This window comes from Actibacterium ureilyticum (genome assembly GCF_002285435.1).
GTDB classification, from domain to species: Bacteria; Pseudomonadota; Alphaproteobacteria; order Rhodobacterales; family Rhodobacteraceae; genus Actibacterium_C; species Actibacterium_C ureilyticum.
Window position 1 is genome coordinate 1 of sequence record NZ_NSBT01000037.1, and the last position, 15,808, is coordinate 15,808.

General features: G+C 65.7%; 16 protein-coding genes. 8 read left to right on the top strand and 8 right to left on the bottom strand.

What is annotated here, in order from left to right; translation table 11 throughout:
- Positions 1–6: 6 nt before the first annotated feature.
- A complete protein-coding gene (locus CLM60_RS12885; protein WP_095589553.1) occupies positions 7–849 on the bottom strand; it encodes a ferredoxin--NADP reductase in 843 nt (280 codons plus the stop codon).
- A 225-nt stretch (positions 850–1,074) separates the two neighbouring features.
- Here CLM60_RS12885 and CLM60_RS12890 point away from each other — a divergent pair, with 225 nt between their 5' ends.
- Positions 1,075–1,530: an Lrp/AsnC family transcriptional regulator gene (locus CLM60_RS12890; protein WP_095589554.1), complete on the top strand. Its 456-nt coding sequence runs from the start codon at positions 1,075–1,077 to the stop codon at positions 1,528–1,530.
- Between the two features lie 6 nt (positions 1,531–1,536).
- Here the strand turns inward: CLM60_RS12890 and CLM60_RS12895 are convergent, their stop codons facing one another.
- Complete coding sequence (locus CLM60_RS12895; RefSeq protein ID WP_095589555.1) at positions 1,537–2,208, bottom strand: hypothetical protein; 672 nt, start codon at positions 2,206–2,208, stop codon at positions 1,537–1,539.
- Between the two features lie 199 nt (positions 2,209–2,407).
- Between CLM60_RS12895 and CLM60_RS12900 the strand changes: the two genes are divergently transcribed.
- From CLM60_RS12900 to CLM60_RS12925, 6 genes are all read left to right on the top strand, one after another.
- On the top strand, positions 2,408–3,244 hold the full coding sequence (locus CLM60_RS12900) for a glycosyltransferase (protein ID WP_095589556.1): 837 nt from the start codon (positions 2,408–2,410) through the stop codon (positions 3,242–3,244).
- A gap of 58 nt (positions 3,245–3,302) precedes the next feature.
- Entirely contained in the window at positions 3,303–5,108 is a 1,806-nt protein-coding gene (locus CLM60_RS12905) for a sensor histidine kinase (protein WP_095589557.1), read from the top strand.
- A complete protein-coding gene (locus CLM60_RS12910; RefSeq protein ID WP_095589558.1) occupies positions 5,105–6,337 on the top strand; it encodes a sigma-54-dependent transcriptional regulator in 1,233 nt (410 codons plus the stop codon). Before CLM60_RS12905 ends, CLM60_RS12910 begins: the two co-directional genes overlap by 4 nt.
- A gap of 255 nt (positions 6,338–6,592) precedes the next feature.
- Positions 6,593–7,594, top strand: coding sequence for a TRAP transporter substrate-binding protein (locus CLM60_RS12915; RefSeq protein ID WP_095589559.1), 1,002 nt, complete (start codon positions 6,593–6,595; stop codon positions 7,592–7,594).
- An 84-nt stretch (positions 7,595–7,678) separates the two neighbouring features.
- Positions 7,679–8,365 carry a TRAP transporter small permease gene (locus CLM60_RS12920; RefSeq protein ID WP_095589560.1) on the top strand — a complete coding sequence of 229 codons (687 nt, stop codon included), beginning with the start codon at positions 7,679–7,681 and terminating at the stop codon, positions 8,363–8,365.
- Between the two features lie 4 nt (positions 8,366–8,369).
- Complete coding sequence (locus CLM60_RS12925; protein WP_095589561.1) at positions 8,370–9,767, top strand: TRAP transporter large permease; 1,398 nt, start codon at positions 8,370–8,372, stop codon at positions 9,765–9,767.
- A 205-nt stretch (positions 9,768–9,972) separates the two neighbouring features.
- Here CLM60_RS12925 and tpiA read toward each other — a convergent pair whose 3' ends face one another.
- The 6 genes from tpiA to rimK all read right to left on the bottom strand — a co-directional run bounded on the left by tpiA (position 9,973) and on the right by rimK (position 14,512).
- The gene (tpiA, locus tag CLM60_RS12930) at positions 9,973–10,713 is read right to left on the bottom strand and encodes a triose-phosphate isomerase (RefSeq protein ID WP_095589562.1); all 741 of its coding nucleotides are present in this window, start codon (positions 10,711–10,713) and stop codon (positions 9,973–9,975) included.
- 73 nt (positions 10,714–10,786) lie between these two features.
- Positions 10,787–11,158 (bottom strand): HesB/IscA family protein, encoded by a 372-nt coding sequence (locus tag CLM60_RS12935; RefSeq protein ID WP_095589563.1) that lies wholly within the window; start codon positions 11,156–11,158, stop codon positions 10,787–10,789.
- 29 nt (positions 11,159–11,187) lie between these two features.
- A complete protein-coding gene (locus CLM60_RS12940; protein WP_095589564.1) occupies positions 11,188–11,907 on the bottom strand; it encodes a DUF3307 domain-containing protein in 720 nt (239 codons plus the stop codon).
- Between the two features lie 57 nt (positions 11,908–11,964).
- The gene (locus CLM60_RS12945) at positions 11,965–12,591 is read right to left on the bottom strand and encodes a hypothetical protein (RefSeq protein ID WP_095589565.1); all 627 of its coding nucleotides are present in this window, start codon (positions 12,589–12,591) and stop codon (positions 11,965–11,967) included.
- Positions 12,592–12,677: 86 nt separating this feature from the next.
- Positions 12,678–13,040 (bottom strand): SUF system Fe-S cluster assembly protein, encoded by a 363-nt coding sequence (locus tag CLM60_RS12950; RefSeq protein WP_095589566.1) that lies wholly within the window; start codon positions 13,038–13,040, stop codon positions 12,678–12,680.
- 35 nt (positions 13,041–13,075) lie between these two features.
- Positions 13,076–14,512, bottom strand: coding sequence for a 30S ribosomal protein S6--L-glutamate ligase (gene rimK / locus CLM60_RS12955; protein WP_245848408.1), 1,437 nt, complete (start codon positions 14,510–14,512; stop codon positions 13,076–13,078).
- Between the two features lie 73 nt (positions 14,513–14,585).
- Here rimK and tgt point away from each other — a divergent pair, with 73 nt between their 5' ends.
- On the top strand, positions 14,586–15,716 hold the full coding sequence (tgt, locus tag CLM60_RS12960; RefSeq protein ID WP_095589567.1) for a tRNA guanosine(34) transglycosylase Tgt: 1,131 nt from the start codon (positions 14,586–14,588) through the stop codon (positions 15,714–15,716).
- Positions 15,717–15,808 lie beyond the last annotated feature (92 nt).

The window sequence follows — 15,808 nt, forward strand, 5'->3', positions numbered from 1 at the left end:
CGCCCGTCAGTCCAGAAACGCCTTTTCGACCACGTATTCGGCGGGCTTGGAATTGGCGCCCTCGGTCAGGCCATAGCCTTCGAGCAGCTCCTTGATCTCCAGGTTGAAGGCCAGGTTGCCGCAGACCATCGCGCGGTCGGTTTCCGGGCTCAGTGGCGCGACACCCAGGTCGGCGAACACCTCGCCCGCGCGCATCAGGTCGGTGATGCGGCCCATCTTGGGGCTCTGCTCGCGGGTCGTGGTGGGATAGTACCGCAGCTTGTCGGCGAAGCCCTCGCCGATCAGCTCGGCCAGCATCTCATCGCCGCGGATTTCGTCGATCAGCGCCGCGCCATAGGCCAGCTCGCCGACCTCGCGGCAGGTGTGGGTGATGATCACCTCGTCATAATCGGTAAAGGTCTGCGGGTCGCGCAGCAGGCTCGCGAAGGGCGCAAACCCGGTGCCAGTGGCAAAGAGCCACAGCCGCTTGCCCGGCAGCAGCGCGTCATGGACCAGCGTCCCCACGGGCTTGGGCCGCAGGATGATCTGATCGCCCGGCTGGATATGCTGCAACCGGCTGGTCAGCGGGCCGTCTTGCACCTTGATCGAGTAGAATTCCAGCTCCTCATCCCAGGAAGGCGAGGCGATGGAATAGGCCCTGAGCAGCGGTTTTTGCTTGCCCGTCTTGGGGTCGGGATCGCCCATCAGGCCGATCATCACGAACTCGCCCGACCGAAACCGCAAGCTGGCGGGCCGCGTCACGCGGAAGGAAAACAGCCGGTCGGTCCAGTGCGTCACCGCCGTCACGGTTTGCGCATCGGGCAGGGTGGGCAGTTTGGGTGTGGCGGGGTCGTTCACGTCAAGGCTCATCTTTGATCCGTCGTTACCTGTTCCTAGACCGCCGCCCGGGGCGCGAAAACCCCAAACAGGTGCGGCAGATATCGCTTTTGCCACCCTGATGGCGTGCCCACGCCGCCCGCGCCGTGACAAAGATCAAACCGGCGGCGCAAGATCGGACTGGATTGCGGGAAACCGTTCCTGTATGCCAATATCCGATTGCGCGAAACAGAACAAATTCCCGGATAGGAGCCGCCGATGCGACTGGATGCGACGGATCGCAAGATTCTGGCCGAATTGCAGGTCGATTCCGGCCAGTCGCTGGACGAGATCGCCAAGAAGGTCGGGTCGTCGAAAACCCCGGTCTGGAACCGCATCCGCAAGATGCGCGAGGGCGGGGTGATCCGTGGCCAGGCCGCGATCCTGGACCCCGAGGCGCTGGGGCTGGAGGCCTGTTTCTTCGTCCTGATCCGCACCGCCGAACACGAGGCGGATTGGCAGAAGACGTTCCTGGAGGCGCTACGCGCCCGCCCCGAGGTGATGGAGGCCCACCGCCTGGCCGGCGATATCGACTATATCCTGAAGGTGCGGGTGCCCAATGCGCGGGCCTATGACGCGTTTTATCAGGCGCTGATCGCCGAGGTGCGCATTCACAATGTCACCGCGCTTTTGTCGATGGAAGAGATCAAGGCCACCACCGCGCTGCCGCTCTAGCCGCCCTCAGGTGCCGCCAACGGGCGCGCAGGGCGTGCCCAGCACGAAACGGTCGACCGAGCGGCTTTCGATGGCCGACCAGGTGGGCGGTTCGCCGAACATGTCGAGCCCGGTGCCCGCGGGAAACGGCGCGGGAGAGATCGAGATCCGCTGCTCGACCCGGTTGACGAAGAACTTGCCGCGAAACGACAGGCAGACATCGATCTCCGAGACCGTGCCCGCAACATCCGTCTTGGGCACTGCGCCCCGGATCTGGCTGTCGCGGGCCTGAAGCATATGCGCGCCCTTGAAATGGTCGCGATAAAGCACCCTGTCGCCGTCGCGCAGGGCGAAATGTACCGTGACATCGTCGGCATCGCGTTCCGACGTGTTGGAAATCAGCAGGATATAGGATTTGAAGCGGTCGGGGATCGCGTCGATCTGCATCTGTTCGGTGGCGAATGCGCGGGCGGCGGGCGCGGTCATGCTGCCCGGTTGCAGGCTGGCCTTGAGCGTGTCGGTATAGGCGCGGACCTGTTGTTCGGTCGGTGCCTCGATCGCGGCGACATCCAGTTTCGCGACGGCAAAGCTGTAATCGGTGCCGATGATGCCCGATATGTCGGCCACCAGCCCGACCGCCGCCAGAAGACCGGCGATGATGACGGTCTTTCGGTTGATGAACTTCTCGTAAAGTGACATGCCGCGCCGCCGCTCTTTGTGATCCCTTGCCCAACACCGCCCCGGCCCGGTCCGGCGCCCGGTCGATCCGCTGGTCGTCCCCGCAGATTAACCGCAAAGGGGGGCGGCGCAATTGTTTATCCCGCCGGGCGCGCGGCGCGGATCCAGTTGAAATGCGGCCCCGGGGGGGCTAGGACAGCGACAGGCAGACGAGGGTTGCATGCGCACCGAACTGATCATCTCGACCTATAACAGCCCCTGGGCGCTGACGCTGACGCTGTTGTCGGTCAGCCGCCAGACCCGGTTGCCCGACAGTGTCTGTATCGCCGATGACGGCTCGGGTCCCGAAACCCGCGATACCATCGCGGCGCTGCGCGACCGGCTGCCAGAGCTGACTATCCGCCACGAATGGCACGAGGATCGCGGCTTTGAAAAGAACCGCATCCTGAACCGGGCGATTGCCAGCTCGGATGCCGAGTACCTGATCTTCATCGACGGCGATTGCCTGATCCATCCCGGTTTCATCGCCCGCCACCTGCAAGTGGCGCGGCCCGACCGGTTCTGTTCCGGCAGCCTGATCCGGCTGGACGATCCCACGACCCGATCGGTCACGGAAGAGGACGTGCTGTCGGGCCGGGTGTTCGACCGGGCCTGGCTGCGCGAAACCAACACGCTGCGCCGGTTCACCACATGGCTGAAGACCGCGCCGCTGCCGCTGCCGATGCTGGCGCTGATCGAACATGTCTATCCGGTCGGGCGCAACTGGTGCGGGGGCAATGCCTCGGCCTATCGGTCGGCGATCCTGCGGGTGAACGGCATGGACGAAGAGATGAAATACGGCGGCGGCGACAAGGAATTCGGCATTCGGCTGGCCAATGCCGGGGTCAAGGGGCGGCATCTGCGGTTCAGCGCGCCGCTGGTGCATCTGGATCATCCGCGCGGGTACAAGGACCCTGAAAAGGTCCGCGCGCACCGGCGCAAGATCGACGCGGCCCGGCGCCAGCGCCTGGTCTGGACCACCGATGGCATCGAAAAGGGCAAGGCGGCCCCGGCCTAGGGGCACCTGTCGCACGCGCGGGCCGGGCCCGCACCACAAGGAAAACGCAGGAGGTCGCATGACACGGATCGTCCCCGCCATTGCCGGTTTCCTGATGCTGGTCGCGGCGGTGTTCGCCGGGGTCTGGTGGGTTAGCTATCGCGCGGGTCTGGACCGGCTGGCCGATCGCGGACAACTGGACCTGTCGCTGGCCTCGGCCCGGTTGCTGGGCGCGTTGCAGCAATATCGCGAACTGGCCGTGGTGATGGCCGAACATCCGACGCTGCAGGCGGCGCTGCGGGGCGACCCGGCGGCGATGGCGGCGGCGGAAACGGTGCTGCTGCGCACCGCCGACAAGACCAACACGCTGGATCTGCATGTGGTGGGGCCCGATGGGCGGGTGCGGTTCAGCTCGCAGCGCAAATCGCCGCTGTCGGAAAAGACCCGCGCCGACATGCCGTCCTTTCGCCGGGCGATGCAGGGCGCGCTGGGGGTGCATCACCAGCAGATCGACGGGGTCGAGGGGCGCGCGTTCGTCTTTTCGGCGCCGGTTTTCGCGCCGGGGGGCGGGGTGCTGGGCACGCTCGATGTCGATGTGAACATATGGGAGGTTGAATCCGCCTGGCTGGGCGATCCGCAGGCGATCTATTTCACCGATGCGGCGGGGGTGGTGTTCATCACCAACCGGAACGAGTTGCTGTTTCGCACCCGCGATCTGGAAACCGCGCTGCGGATCGGCCAGCCCCGTTACGGCTATGCGCGCGACATGCTGAGCGCGTTTCCGGCGGCGCGCGAAACCACGCGGTTCGGGCACGAGGTCTGGGCGCTGGACGGGGGGCGGTACCTGCCGCAGCGGGCGCTGCATCTGGTGCAGGATCTGCCGGTGATCGGGATGCGCGGCGAATTGCTGCTCAGCGTCGACAGTGCCGCGCGCATCGCCTGGTTGCAGGCCATCGCGGTCAGCGCGGTGATCCTGATCTTCGGCGGGCTGCTGCTGATCGTGTCCGAACGCCGCCGCGCGCTGAGCGAACGGCTGCGGATCGAGGCCGCCGCCAACGCCCGGCTGGAGGAACGCGTGCGCACCCGGACCCGCGCGCTGTCGGATGCCAACGCCACCCTGCGCCACGAGGTCGCCGAGCGGCTGGAGGCCGAGGCCGCGCTGAAACGCGCGCAGCAGGATCTGGTGCAGGCGGGCAAGCTGTCGGCCCTGGGCAAGATGTCGGCGGGGCTGAGCCACGAGCTGAACCAGCCGCTGATGGCGATCCGGTCCTTTGCCGAAAACGCCAACCTGTATCTGGAACGCGGCGCGCCGGAAAAGGCGGCCGAGAACCTGACGCGGATTTCCGAACTGGGCCGCCGCATGGGGCGGATCATCCGCAACCTGCGCGCCTTTGCCCGGCAGGAAACCGAGCCGATGACCGATGTCGATCTGGTGGCGGTGATCGACACGGTGCTGGAGCTGAGCGCGCCGCGCATCGCCGCCGATCAGGTCACGCTGGTCTGGGCGCGGCCCGATCGCCCGGTGATGGCCCGCGGCGGCGAGGTGCGGCTGCAACAGGTGGTGCTGAACCTGGTGACCAATGCGCTGGATGCGATGGGCGCCAGCGCCGAACGGCGGCTGGACATCACGCTGGACCGCCAGGCGGGGCGCATCGCGCTTTCCGTGGCCGATACCGGCAGCGGCATCGCCGAGCCGGAAAAGATCTTCGATCCGTTCTATTCCACCAAAGAGGTCGGCCAATCCGAAGGCATGGGGCTGGGGCTGTCGATCTCCTATGGCCTGCTGCAAAGCTTCGGCGGGTCGATCAGCGGGCGCAACCGGGACGGGGGCGGAGCGGTCTTCACGATCCTGCTGGACCCCGCCAAACGGCAGGAGGCCGCATGAACACCACGGTGCTTCTGGTCGATGACGACGCCCCCGTGCGCGAGGCGCTGGGGCAGACGCTGGAGCTGGCGGGGCTGTCGCCCATTCTGGCGGGGTCCTATATCGAGGCCAAGGATCACATCTCGCCGGTGTTTCAGGGCGTGGTGGTCAGCGATATCCGCATGCCGGGCAAGGACGGGTTCGCGTTGCTGGAATTCGTCCACCAGATCGACGCCGACCTGCCGGTGATCCTGTTGACGGGCGAGGGCGACGTGCCGACCGCCGTGCGCGGCATTTCGGCGGGCGCGTTCGATTTTCTGGAAAAACCCTGCTCGCCCGGCGATTTTCTGGCCATCGTCGAAAAGGCGCTGCGGACCCGCGCGCTGGTGCTGGAAAACCGGCATCTGAAGCACCAGCTGGAAAACGGTGATGCGGCGGCGCGGCTGCTGTTCGGGCAATCGAAACTGGCCGAGGATCTGCGCGCGCGGGTGCGGGCGGTGGCGCGCGCCTCGGCCGAGGTGCTGATCACCGGCGAGCCGGGCACCGGCACGTCCAAGGTGGCCGAAGTCATTCACATGCTGTCCGGCGCGGCCCAGCACCCGTTCCAGAAACTGTCTGCCGCCACCGCCACGCCCGACATGCTGAACGCCTGTTTCGAACGGGCCGAGGGCGGGTCGCTGTTTCTGGACGAGATCGCCCGGCTGCCCGCGCCGGGGCAGTTCACGCTGCTGGATCTGCTGGACCGCAACGCCGCGCCCCGGGTGCTGGCGGGCACCTATGCCGATCTGTCGGCCGAGGTCGAGGCCGGGCGTTTCAACCCCGACCTTTACTACAAGCTGGACGTGATGCGGGTGCGCATCCCCGCGCTGCGCGAACGGACCGAGGATATCCCGGTGCTGTTTCGCCATTACGTCGCGATTGCCTGCGAACAGGCCGCGCTGCCCATGCCCGAGATCACGCCCGACGTGATCGCCCGGCTGATGGCGCAGGACTGGCCGGGCAATGCGCGGTCGCTGATGAATGCCGCGATGCGCTTTGCCATGGGCCTGTCGGAACTGGACGAGGCGCGCAGCCTGGGCTTGGCCGAACAGATGGCACAGGTCGAACGCTCGTTGCTGATCGACGCGCTGAAACGCGCGCAGGGCCGCGCGACCGAGGCCGCGCAGGCGTTGAAACTGCCGCGCAAGACCTTCTATGACAAGCTGGCCAAGCACGGGCTACGGCCCGAAGATTTTCGCGCCCGCGACTAGGGGCGAATCCCGGATCTGTGCGGAAATCCGCACAAATCCCGGCGTGGCCTGTGCGGATTTCCGCCACAAAGCCGTCTGTCGCCGGCTGGATGGTCAGAAACGGTCGGATCAAGCCTTTGAAAAACAATAATATTGCGGGCGCTTCGGCCGGTCCGGCATTTCCCGGTTGAGCCGCCCGATCAGGCCGGTTCTGTTACTGTCAGGCCGGCCCTCGTGCCGCCAGACCTGTTCAAAGGAAATCTGGGAGGATTCCAAATGAAATTCGTAACCGCTGCGGCTGCTGCCGTTGCCATGTCCCTGTCGGCCGGTGCCGCCACCGCGGCCTGTGAAGATGGCGAGATCGTCATCAAGTTCAGCCACGTGACCAACAGCGACAAGCACCCCAAGGGCATTGCCGCGACCCTGCTGGAGCAACGGGTGAACGAGGAAATGAACGGCAAGGCCTGCATGGAGGTCTATCCGAACTCGACCCTTTACAACGATGACCAGGTGCTCGAGGCGCTGCTGCAGGGCGACGTGCAGATGGCCGCGCCGTCGCTGTCGAAATTCGAGCAGTTCACCAAGAAATTCCGCATCTTCGACCTGCCGTTCATGTTCTCGAGCATGGAAGCGGTCGATGCGTTCCAGGCCTCGGAAACCGGGGTGGCGATGAAGGAATCCATGGTGCGCCGCGGCGTTCTGGGCCTGGCCTTCTGGCACAATGGCATGAAACAGTTTTCGGCCAACAAGCCGCTGCTGGATCCCAGCGACGCCAAGGGCCTGAAATTCCGCGTCCAGACCTCGGATGTGCTGGTCGCGCAGATGGAAGCCCTGGGCGCCAGCCCGCAGCCGATGGCGTTTTCCGAAGTCTATGGCGCGCTGCAGACCGGCGTTGTCGACGGGCAGGAAAACACCTGGTCCAACATCTATGGCAAGAAGTTCTTCGAGGTGCAGGACGGCGTGACCGAAACCAATCACGGCGTGCTGGATTACCTGGTCGTGACCTCGACCGATTTCTGGGACAGCCTGCCTGATGACGTGCGCACGCAGCTGGCCACCATCATGCAAGAGGTGACCGACACCCGCAACGCCGAGGCCTTCGCCGTGAACGAGGCCGCCAAGCAGTCGATCATCGAACAGGGCGGCACCGTGCGCGAACTGACGCCCGAACAGCGTCAGGCCTGGGTCGATGCGATGAAGCCGGTCTGGGATCAGTTCGAAGCCGATGTGGGCGCCGAGAACATCGCCGCCGCACAGGAAATCAACGCGTCGATGTAAGCCGTTTCGGCCAATGCTGTGGCGACCCGATCCGTCGGGTCGCCCTTTTCATATCACCGATCACAGCCAAAGGAGGGGACAGCGATGGCCGGATCAGCCGAACAGCCTGAACTGTCGGGTTTTGCCCGGATCGTGAACGAGATCGAAGAAAACGCCATCGCCCTGATCCTGGGTCTGATGGTCGTGGTCACCTTCGTGAATGTCGTGCTGCGCTATGTGTTCTCAAGCTCGCTGATCTGGGGGCAGGAACTGACGCTGGTGCTGTTTGCCTGGCTGGTGGTGTTTGGCGTCAGCTACGGGTTCAAGGTGACGGCGCATCTGGGGGTCGATGCGATCCTGAACCTGCTGTCGCAGCGCGGCCAGCGGACCCTGGGGCTGATCGCGGCGCTGTGCTGCCTGGCCTATGCGGGGCTTCTGATGAAGGGCGCCTGGGATTACTGGGCCCCCTTTGCCGGGCTGGACGCGACCACCGGGCGCTGGTTCCCGACCGGCTTCGCCGACAGCCGCGACCAGGCCTGGTACGAGACCGAACAGATCCCGATCCCCATCCTGAAGGGCTGGCTGGAGGCCACGTTCAACTTCGGCGAGGAATACGAGAAACTGCCGCGGTTCATCCCCTATGCCATCATGCCGTTCGGCTGTGCCCTGATCCTGTTCCGGATCGTGCAGGCCAGCCTGCGCATCGTGACCGGCAAACAGAAAAGCCTGATCGTCAGCCACGAGGCCGAAGACGCCGTCGAAGACGTCGCGGCCCGGAACGCGGGAGAATAAGAATATGGAAGTCGCCGTTCTTTTTGGCATGATCGTGGGCCTGCTGCTGATCGGGGTGCCGATCGCGGTGTCGCTTGGCCTCAGCTCGATCGTCTTCCTGCTGGTGCTGTCGGACACGTCGCTGGCATCGATCGCGCAATCCTTCTATCAGGCGATGGCGGGGCATTATACGCTCTTGGCGATCCCGTTTTTCATCCTGGCGTCCAGCTTCATGTCGACGGGCGGGGTGGCCAAGCGGATCATCCGGTTTTCCATTGCCTGCGTCGGGCATCTGCGCGGCGGTCTGGCCATCGCGGGCGTCTTTGCCTGCATGCTGTTTGCCGCGCTGTCGGGCTCCAGCCCCGCGACCGTGGTCGCCATCGGCTCCATCGTCATCGCGGCGATGCGGCAGGTGGGCTATACCAAGGATTTCGCCGCCGGTGTGATCTGCAACGCGGGCACGCTGGGCATCCTGATCCCGCCGTCGATCGTGATGGTGGTCTATGCCAGTGCGGTCGAGGTGTCGGTGGGCCGGATGTTCCTGGCCGGTGTCTTCCCGGGCCTGCTGGCGGGTCTGCTGCTGATGGTCACGATCTATGTCATGGCCACGATCCGCAACATGCCCAAGGGCGAATGGGCCGGCTGGTCCGAGATCTGGGCCGCGTTCCGTGACGCGTTCTGGGGGCTGATGCTGATCGTCATCATCATGGTGGGCATCTATGGCGTGCCGGGCGTGACCGGGGCGATCTTCACCCCCACCGAAGCCGCCGCCGTCGCATCGGTCTATGCGTTCTTCGTGGCCTGTTTCATCTATCGCGACATGGGTCCGCTGAAACCGGCCGAAGAGGGCGCGCGCCCGGTGCCGCTGATCGAGAAACCCTATGCGGTGCTGACCGCGCTGTTCCATCGCGACACCCGCGCCACCCTGTTCGAGGCCGGCAAGCTGACCGTCACGCTGATGTTCATCATCGCCAATGCGCTGATCCTGAAACACGTGCTGACCGACGAACAGATCCCGCAGCAGATCGCCGGTGCGATGCTGAACGCGGGCTTCGGCAAGATCATGTTCCTGGTGGTCGTGAACGTCATCCTGCTGATCGGTGGCCAGTTCATGGAGCCTTCGGGCCTGTTGGTGATCGTGGCGCCGCTGGTTTTCCCGATCGCGATCGAGCTGGGCGTCGACCCGATCCATCTGGGCATCATCATGGTGGTGAACATGGAAATCGGCATGATCACCCCGCCCGTGGGCCTGAACCTGTTCGTGACCTCGGGCGTGGCGGGGATGCCGATGATGCGGGTGGTCAAGGCGGCGCTGCCGTTCCTGATGGTGCTGTTCGCGTTCCTGATCCTGGTGACCTATGTGCCCGCGATCTCGACCTATCTGCCGAATGCGGTCATGGGCCCCGAGATCATCACGAAATAGACCAGCAGAATGACTGGGGCAGGGGCCGTCCGGCTGGGCGGCCCTTTTCCGTTCTGTCGGGCCATGCGGGGCGCGCCGGGGGGCAAGCCCCCCGGACCCCCCTGAGTATTTATGGAGCAATGAAATGGCGCGGGGGCCTTCATTTCATTGCTCTGCAAATACTCAAATCCCGAAGGCAGGGCCGGGCGCGTCGTTTGGAGGGGGATCAGGCCTGGGCCAGGGCGTCAATGATGCCCGCGAAATCATCGGCCTTGAGCGAGGCGCCGCCCACCAGCGCGCCATCCACGTTCGAGAGCGCGAAGATCTCGGCCGCGTTGCCGGGCTTGACCGATCCGCCGTAAAGCAGCCGGGTCTCGGCGGCGCTGTCGCCAAAGCGCGCGACCAATTCGGCGCGCATCAGATTGTGTACCTCTTCGATCTGGTCATGGGTCGGCACGCGGCCGGTGCCGATGGCCCAGACCGGCTCATAGGCCACGACGATCTGTGCCCCATCCAGCCCGTCGGGCAGCGAGCCGGCCAGCTGGCTGCGGATCACGTCCAGGGTCTGGCCCGCGTCGCGTTCGGCCTCGGTCTCGCCCACGCAGACGACCGGCGTCAGACCGGTGTTCAGCGCGGACACGGTCTTGACCCGCACCGTGGCGTCGGTTTCGCCATGATCGGTGCGGCGTTCGGAATGGCCCAGGATGACATAGCTGGCCCCGGCATCTTTCAGCATGTCGGGGGCGATGTCGCCGGTATGGGCACCGGAATGAGCGGCATGGCAATCCTGGCCGCCGGTGGCGATGGCGGGACCCGCGGTATCGGATGCGCGGGACAGCAGCGTGGCGGGGGGGCAGATCAGGATATCGACCGGCGCGCTGTCGTAACGCGCGTTCAGCGCCGCGATCTCGGCCAGCGCCGCAGCGGTGCCGTTCATTTTCCAGTTGCCAGCGGCCAGTTTACGCATGTCTCTCCCCCGTTCGCGGTGTTCGGGGGCAGACTAGGTCAGATCGCGCGCGGGGGGAAGCGGGCAGGTTGTCCTACCCGGGCTGGTCCAGTTCGGTCACGTCCTTGAACTTGACCGATTCGCCGCAGCCACAGGCATCGGCGACGTTCGGGTTGCGGAACCTGAAACCCGATTCCAGCAGCGAAACCTCATAGTCGATCTCGGTCCCGAACAGGAACATCTGTGCCATGGGGGCGATCATCACAACCGCGCCGTCCTGTTCGACCCGTTCGTCATTCGGGTCGACCTTATCGACGTAATCCATGGTGTATTCCATGCCCGCGCAGCCGCCTTTCTTGACGCCGATGCGCAGCCCCTTGGACCCGTCGCGTGCCATCAGCTTGGCGATTTGCGTCGCTGCGGCGGGGGTCATGGAGACGGCCTGTTTGCCGGGTATGCCGAACATGTTGGAGTTCCTTCTTCCTGCCCCATAACCTAGGGAAGCGGTCGGGAAATCTCAAGCGCTGGCAGGTGATCCAATGCGGCAAAGGTGGCATAGGCGGCCAGAATCGCCCAGCCGAAGGACGCCAGCGTGCCGATGATCACATATTCGGCGCTGCGCTGGTCGCGGGTCGCGGTGCCGAAGCGCAGCACCGATTTCGCCGCCACAAGGAACCCCACGCCCAGCGGCTGGCCCAACCCGATCAGGGCAAATATCAGCCCGCGTTCCAGCATCCCGATCACCCGGCCGCCGTTCCGCAGCCCCGCATTGTTCACCCGCCCGCGATAGGGGCGCATCAGCAGCGCGATGGCGTATTCGCCCGCGCGCAGGGTGACGATCAGCCCGGTCAGCAGCACCATAAGGTGCAGCAGCGCGGGATAGGGCGCCCAGGCGCCCGCGTCCCACAGACCGGGCCAGATCCACACGAGGACGCAGATCGTGGTAAGATGCGCGGCCTGATCGACCAGAAAGGCCCGCAGGTCCCGAAACCCGCCGAATGTCTTGACCGCGTCGATGGCCATATGCGCCCCGACCAGCGCCGCCAGCGGCAGGGGCGCGGGAAAGCCCAGCGCGATCCAGGCGGTCAGGGCGACCACCACCGCATGGGCCAGAAAGCCCTTGGCCTGCGTCTTGTGCGCGATCATCCAGTTGGTTTGGAACACGAAATCGGCCAGCACATGGGCGAAAAGCAGGGCGGTCAGGGTCGCGATCATCGCCGTGCCCCCTGTTGGTGCAGGTGAAAGGGCTTGCTTTCGGGGAATGCAGGTCGATCAGCTTGCATGAAAATCCCTTTCGAACAGGGCGATGGCCTGGTGCAACGCGGGATAACCGGCCGCGCCCAGGGCCTGATCCACCGCCTGGCGGCTGATGCCCAGCGCCTGCGCGGCCGCGGCATGGGTCATGTCGGTTGGGGGCAGCATCCGGGCCACGGCCCGCGCCTGCGCCGGGGTCCAGCCCGCGCTGATATGGTCGGCCAGCCGGAACACCGCGTCGCGCGCGCCGCCTGCGGCCCAGACCAGTTCGGTGCCGCGCGGCATGGCGTCCAGCGCCCGGCCCGAGGCGACGAAGTTGGGCCCGGTTTCGCCCGACAGGTCCGGCCCGGCGCCCAGCGCCTCGACCCCGGTGGCCAGCGCGATCCGGGTGGCAAAGGGTTTGCCCAGCACCCGCAGGCTGGCGCGCAGGAACAGCGCCGCGCGCAGCGCGCGGGCCGGGTCGCGCAGCACCATCTGCCAGCCATCGCCGCGATAGGGGGTGAAGCGGGCGGGCGCAGCGTCTGGCCAGCCGGAAATCTGCCCGGCCGCGTCGCGCAACGCCGCCATGGCCGCCGCCACCTGTCCGTCGGGCAGGGCGGTCGATCCGATCAGGTCGCCGGTCAGGACGCAGAGTGGCTGTTCCATGGCGCAAGCGTAAGCCGCACACGCGCCTTAAGGCAAGTAAATTCGCTTGCAAATGAAAAAGGCAAGCGATTAAGCTTGCCTTTGGATCACATGAAGCCCAGTTCCAGCCGGGCCTCGTCGGACATCATCTCCATCCCCCAGGGCGGGTCCCAGGTGATGTCGACATCCACCTGCTTGACGCCATCCAGCGGCTCGATCGCCTCGGCCAGCCAGCCCGGCATCTCGCCCGCCACGGGGCAGCCCGGCGCGGTCAAGGTCATCAGGACCGAAACCGCGTTCTCGGCGTCGATCTCGATCGTATAGACCAGACCCAGATCATAGATGTTCACCGGGATCTCGGGGTCATAGACGGTCCGGCAGGCCTCGACCACCTTGTCATAAAGCGGGTGATCGGTGGTTGACGGTTTGATCAGGGGCGCCCCTTCGAGGGGCTGCGAAGCGTCGGTCATCGGCCTGTCCTTATTTCCGACCAATCATATAGGATTTAACGGCCGGGCCGTAAAGTGCCGGGCTTGGCCGATGCGCCACGTTTGCGGGCCGGGGCCGGGCGGACACGCTTTTCGATCTCGTCGAACAGCAGGCCGGCCACGTTCTTGCCGCTGGCCTTTTCGATCCCCTCGAGCCCGGGTGAGGAATTCACCTCGAGCACCTTTGGCCCCTCGGACGAGCGCAGCAGGTCCACACCGGCCATATGCAGCCGAAAGGCGCGGGCGGCGCGCAGGGCGGCCTCGCGTTCGTCCTTGGTGATGCGCACGCGCTCGGCCTTGCCGCCCTGATGCAGGTTCGACCGGAACTCGCCCGGCTCGGCCACCCGGCGCATGGCGGCGACGACCTTGTTGCCGATCACCAGACAACGCACATCCTCGCCCGCGGCTTCCTTGACGAAATGCTGGACCAGGAAGCTGGCCTTCAGCCCGCGAAAGGCGGAAATCACCGATTGCGCGGCCTTCTTGGTTTCGGCCAGCACCACGCCCTTGCCCTGGGTGCTTTCCAGCAGCTTCACGATCAGCGGCGCGCCGCCCACCAGCCCGATCAGGTTGTCGGTATCCTTGGGCGAGGCCGCAAAGGCCGTCTGCGGCATCCCGATCCGGTGCCGCGCCAGGATCTGATGCGCGTGCAGCTTGTCGCGGCTGGCGGTGATCCCGTCCGAGCCGTTGACGCAATAGGTGCCGATGGTTTCGAACTGCCGCACCACGGCGGTGCCATAGGCGGTGACCGACGAGCCGATGCGCGGGATCACCGCGTCATAGCGCGGCAGGCGCTGGCCGTCATAGAACACCTCGGGCGAGAGCGCGTTCATCGCCATGTAGCAGCGCGTGGTGTCGATCACCTCGATCACGTGGCCGCGGCTTGTGCCCTCTTCGACGATGCGGCGGGTCGAGTAATTGGTTTCCTCGCGGCTCAGCACGGCAATGCGCAGGGCCCGGACCGGCTGCGCGGCCAGCGTGGCGGCGGAATGATAGGCGTCGTAATCCAGCACCGGCTGGCAGAAACTGTCGGTGGGCGCAATCAGGATGTCGTCCAGCAGCGCCTGGCGGCCCAGCAACATGCGATAGGCCATGCTGCCCCGGTCGGTCAGCGTGACCTCGATCGGCCAGTCGCGCCCGCCGATATGCAGCTGCGTGCGGATGACATAGCGCAGCTCGGTATCGCCATTGGATGATGTCACCTCGCGCCGGTCCACGATTTCAGCCGAGCAGGGGATCGACAGATCGTCGCGCCCCGGGATGGGGTGCACGGCAAAGCGCACGCGCGGCTGGCTGGCCGGGCCGAAGGGTTCGATCTCGGACGCGTGCAGCGCCGATGTCTTCGCCCCTGTGTCGACCTTGGCGCACAGCGCCGGCAGGCCCAGTTCGGGCAGGGAAACCCATTCCTCCCAGCCCAGACGGAACGGGGCGGGCGTTGTCATTTCATCGTTCATGACGGCGTCCTTCTTGGAATTCGTGCCGAATCGCCTATACCGGCGCATCCGAGGCAGGACTGCAGGTAACGGAATGGGCGCACATTTCAACTTTGAACTTAAGGCCACCGACGGCACCGCCCGCACGGGCGTGATCGAAACGCCGCGCGGCGAAATCCGCACCCCGGCCTTCATGCCGGTGGGCACGGCGGCGACGGTCAAGGCGATGATGCCCGAAAGCGTGGCCGCGACGGGCGCCGATATCCTGCTGGGCAACACCTATCACCTGATGCTGCGGCCTACGGCGGAACGGATCGACCGGCTGGGTGGCTTGCACCGTTTCATGAACTGGCAAAAACCGATCCTGACCGACAGCGGCGGGTTTCAGGTGATGAGCCTGGCGGGGCTGCGCAAGCTGACCGAAAAGGGCGTGACGTTCAAAAGCCATATCGACGGGTCCAAGCACGAGCTGACGCCGGAACGGTCGATGGAAATCCAGCGCCTTTTGGGCAGCGATATCGTGATGTGCTTCGACGAATGCCCCGCGCTGCCCGCCGACCGCGACCGCATCGCCGACAGCATGCACCTGTCGATGCGGTGGGCGGAACGCTCGCGCGCGGCCTTTGGCGACCGGCCGGGGCATGCGCTCTTTGGGATCATGCAGGGCGGGTTGGAGCCCGACCTGCGCGAGGAATCCGCCAGGGCGCTGCAAGAGATCGGGTTCGAAGGCTACGCCATCGGCGGGCTGGCCGTGGGCGAGGGGCAGGAGGCGATGTTCGGCTGCCTGGACTATGCCACCGGCTATCTTCCCGCCGATCGCCCGCGCTACCTGATGGGGGTGGGCAAGCCCGACGATATCGTCGGCGCCGTCGCGCGCGGGGTCGACATGATGGATTGCGTGCTGCCGTCGCGGTCGGGGCGCACGGGGCAGGTGTTCACCCGCCACGGGGTCGTCAACATCAAGAACGCCCGCCACCAGGACGACCCGCGCCCGCTGGACGAGGCTTGCGGCTGCCCGGCCTGCCGCAACTATTCCCGCGCCTATCTGCACCATGTCTTCCGCAGCCAGGAGATCATCAGCTCGATGCTGCTGACCTGGCACAACCTGCATTACTATCAGGAGCTGATGCAGGGCATGCGCGACGCCATCGCCGCGGGCAGCTTTGCCGCGTTCCAGGCCGATTTCCACGCCCAGCGGGCGCGAGGGGATGTCGCGCAGCTCTAGCGTCGTGCATTCAGGCACGTCGCATGTGCATGGGTGCGCTTGTGCGGGGCGTGTGCGCCCATACCTGTGATGTCTGCGGTACGGGTTGGTCC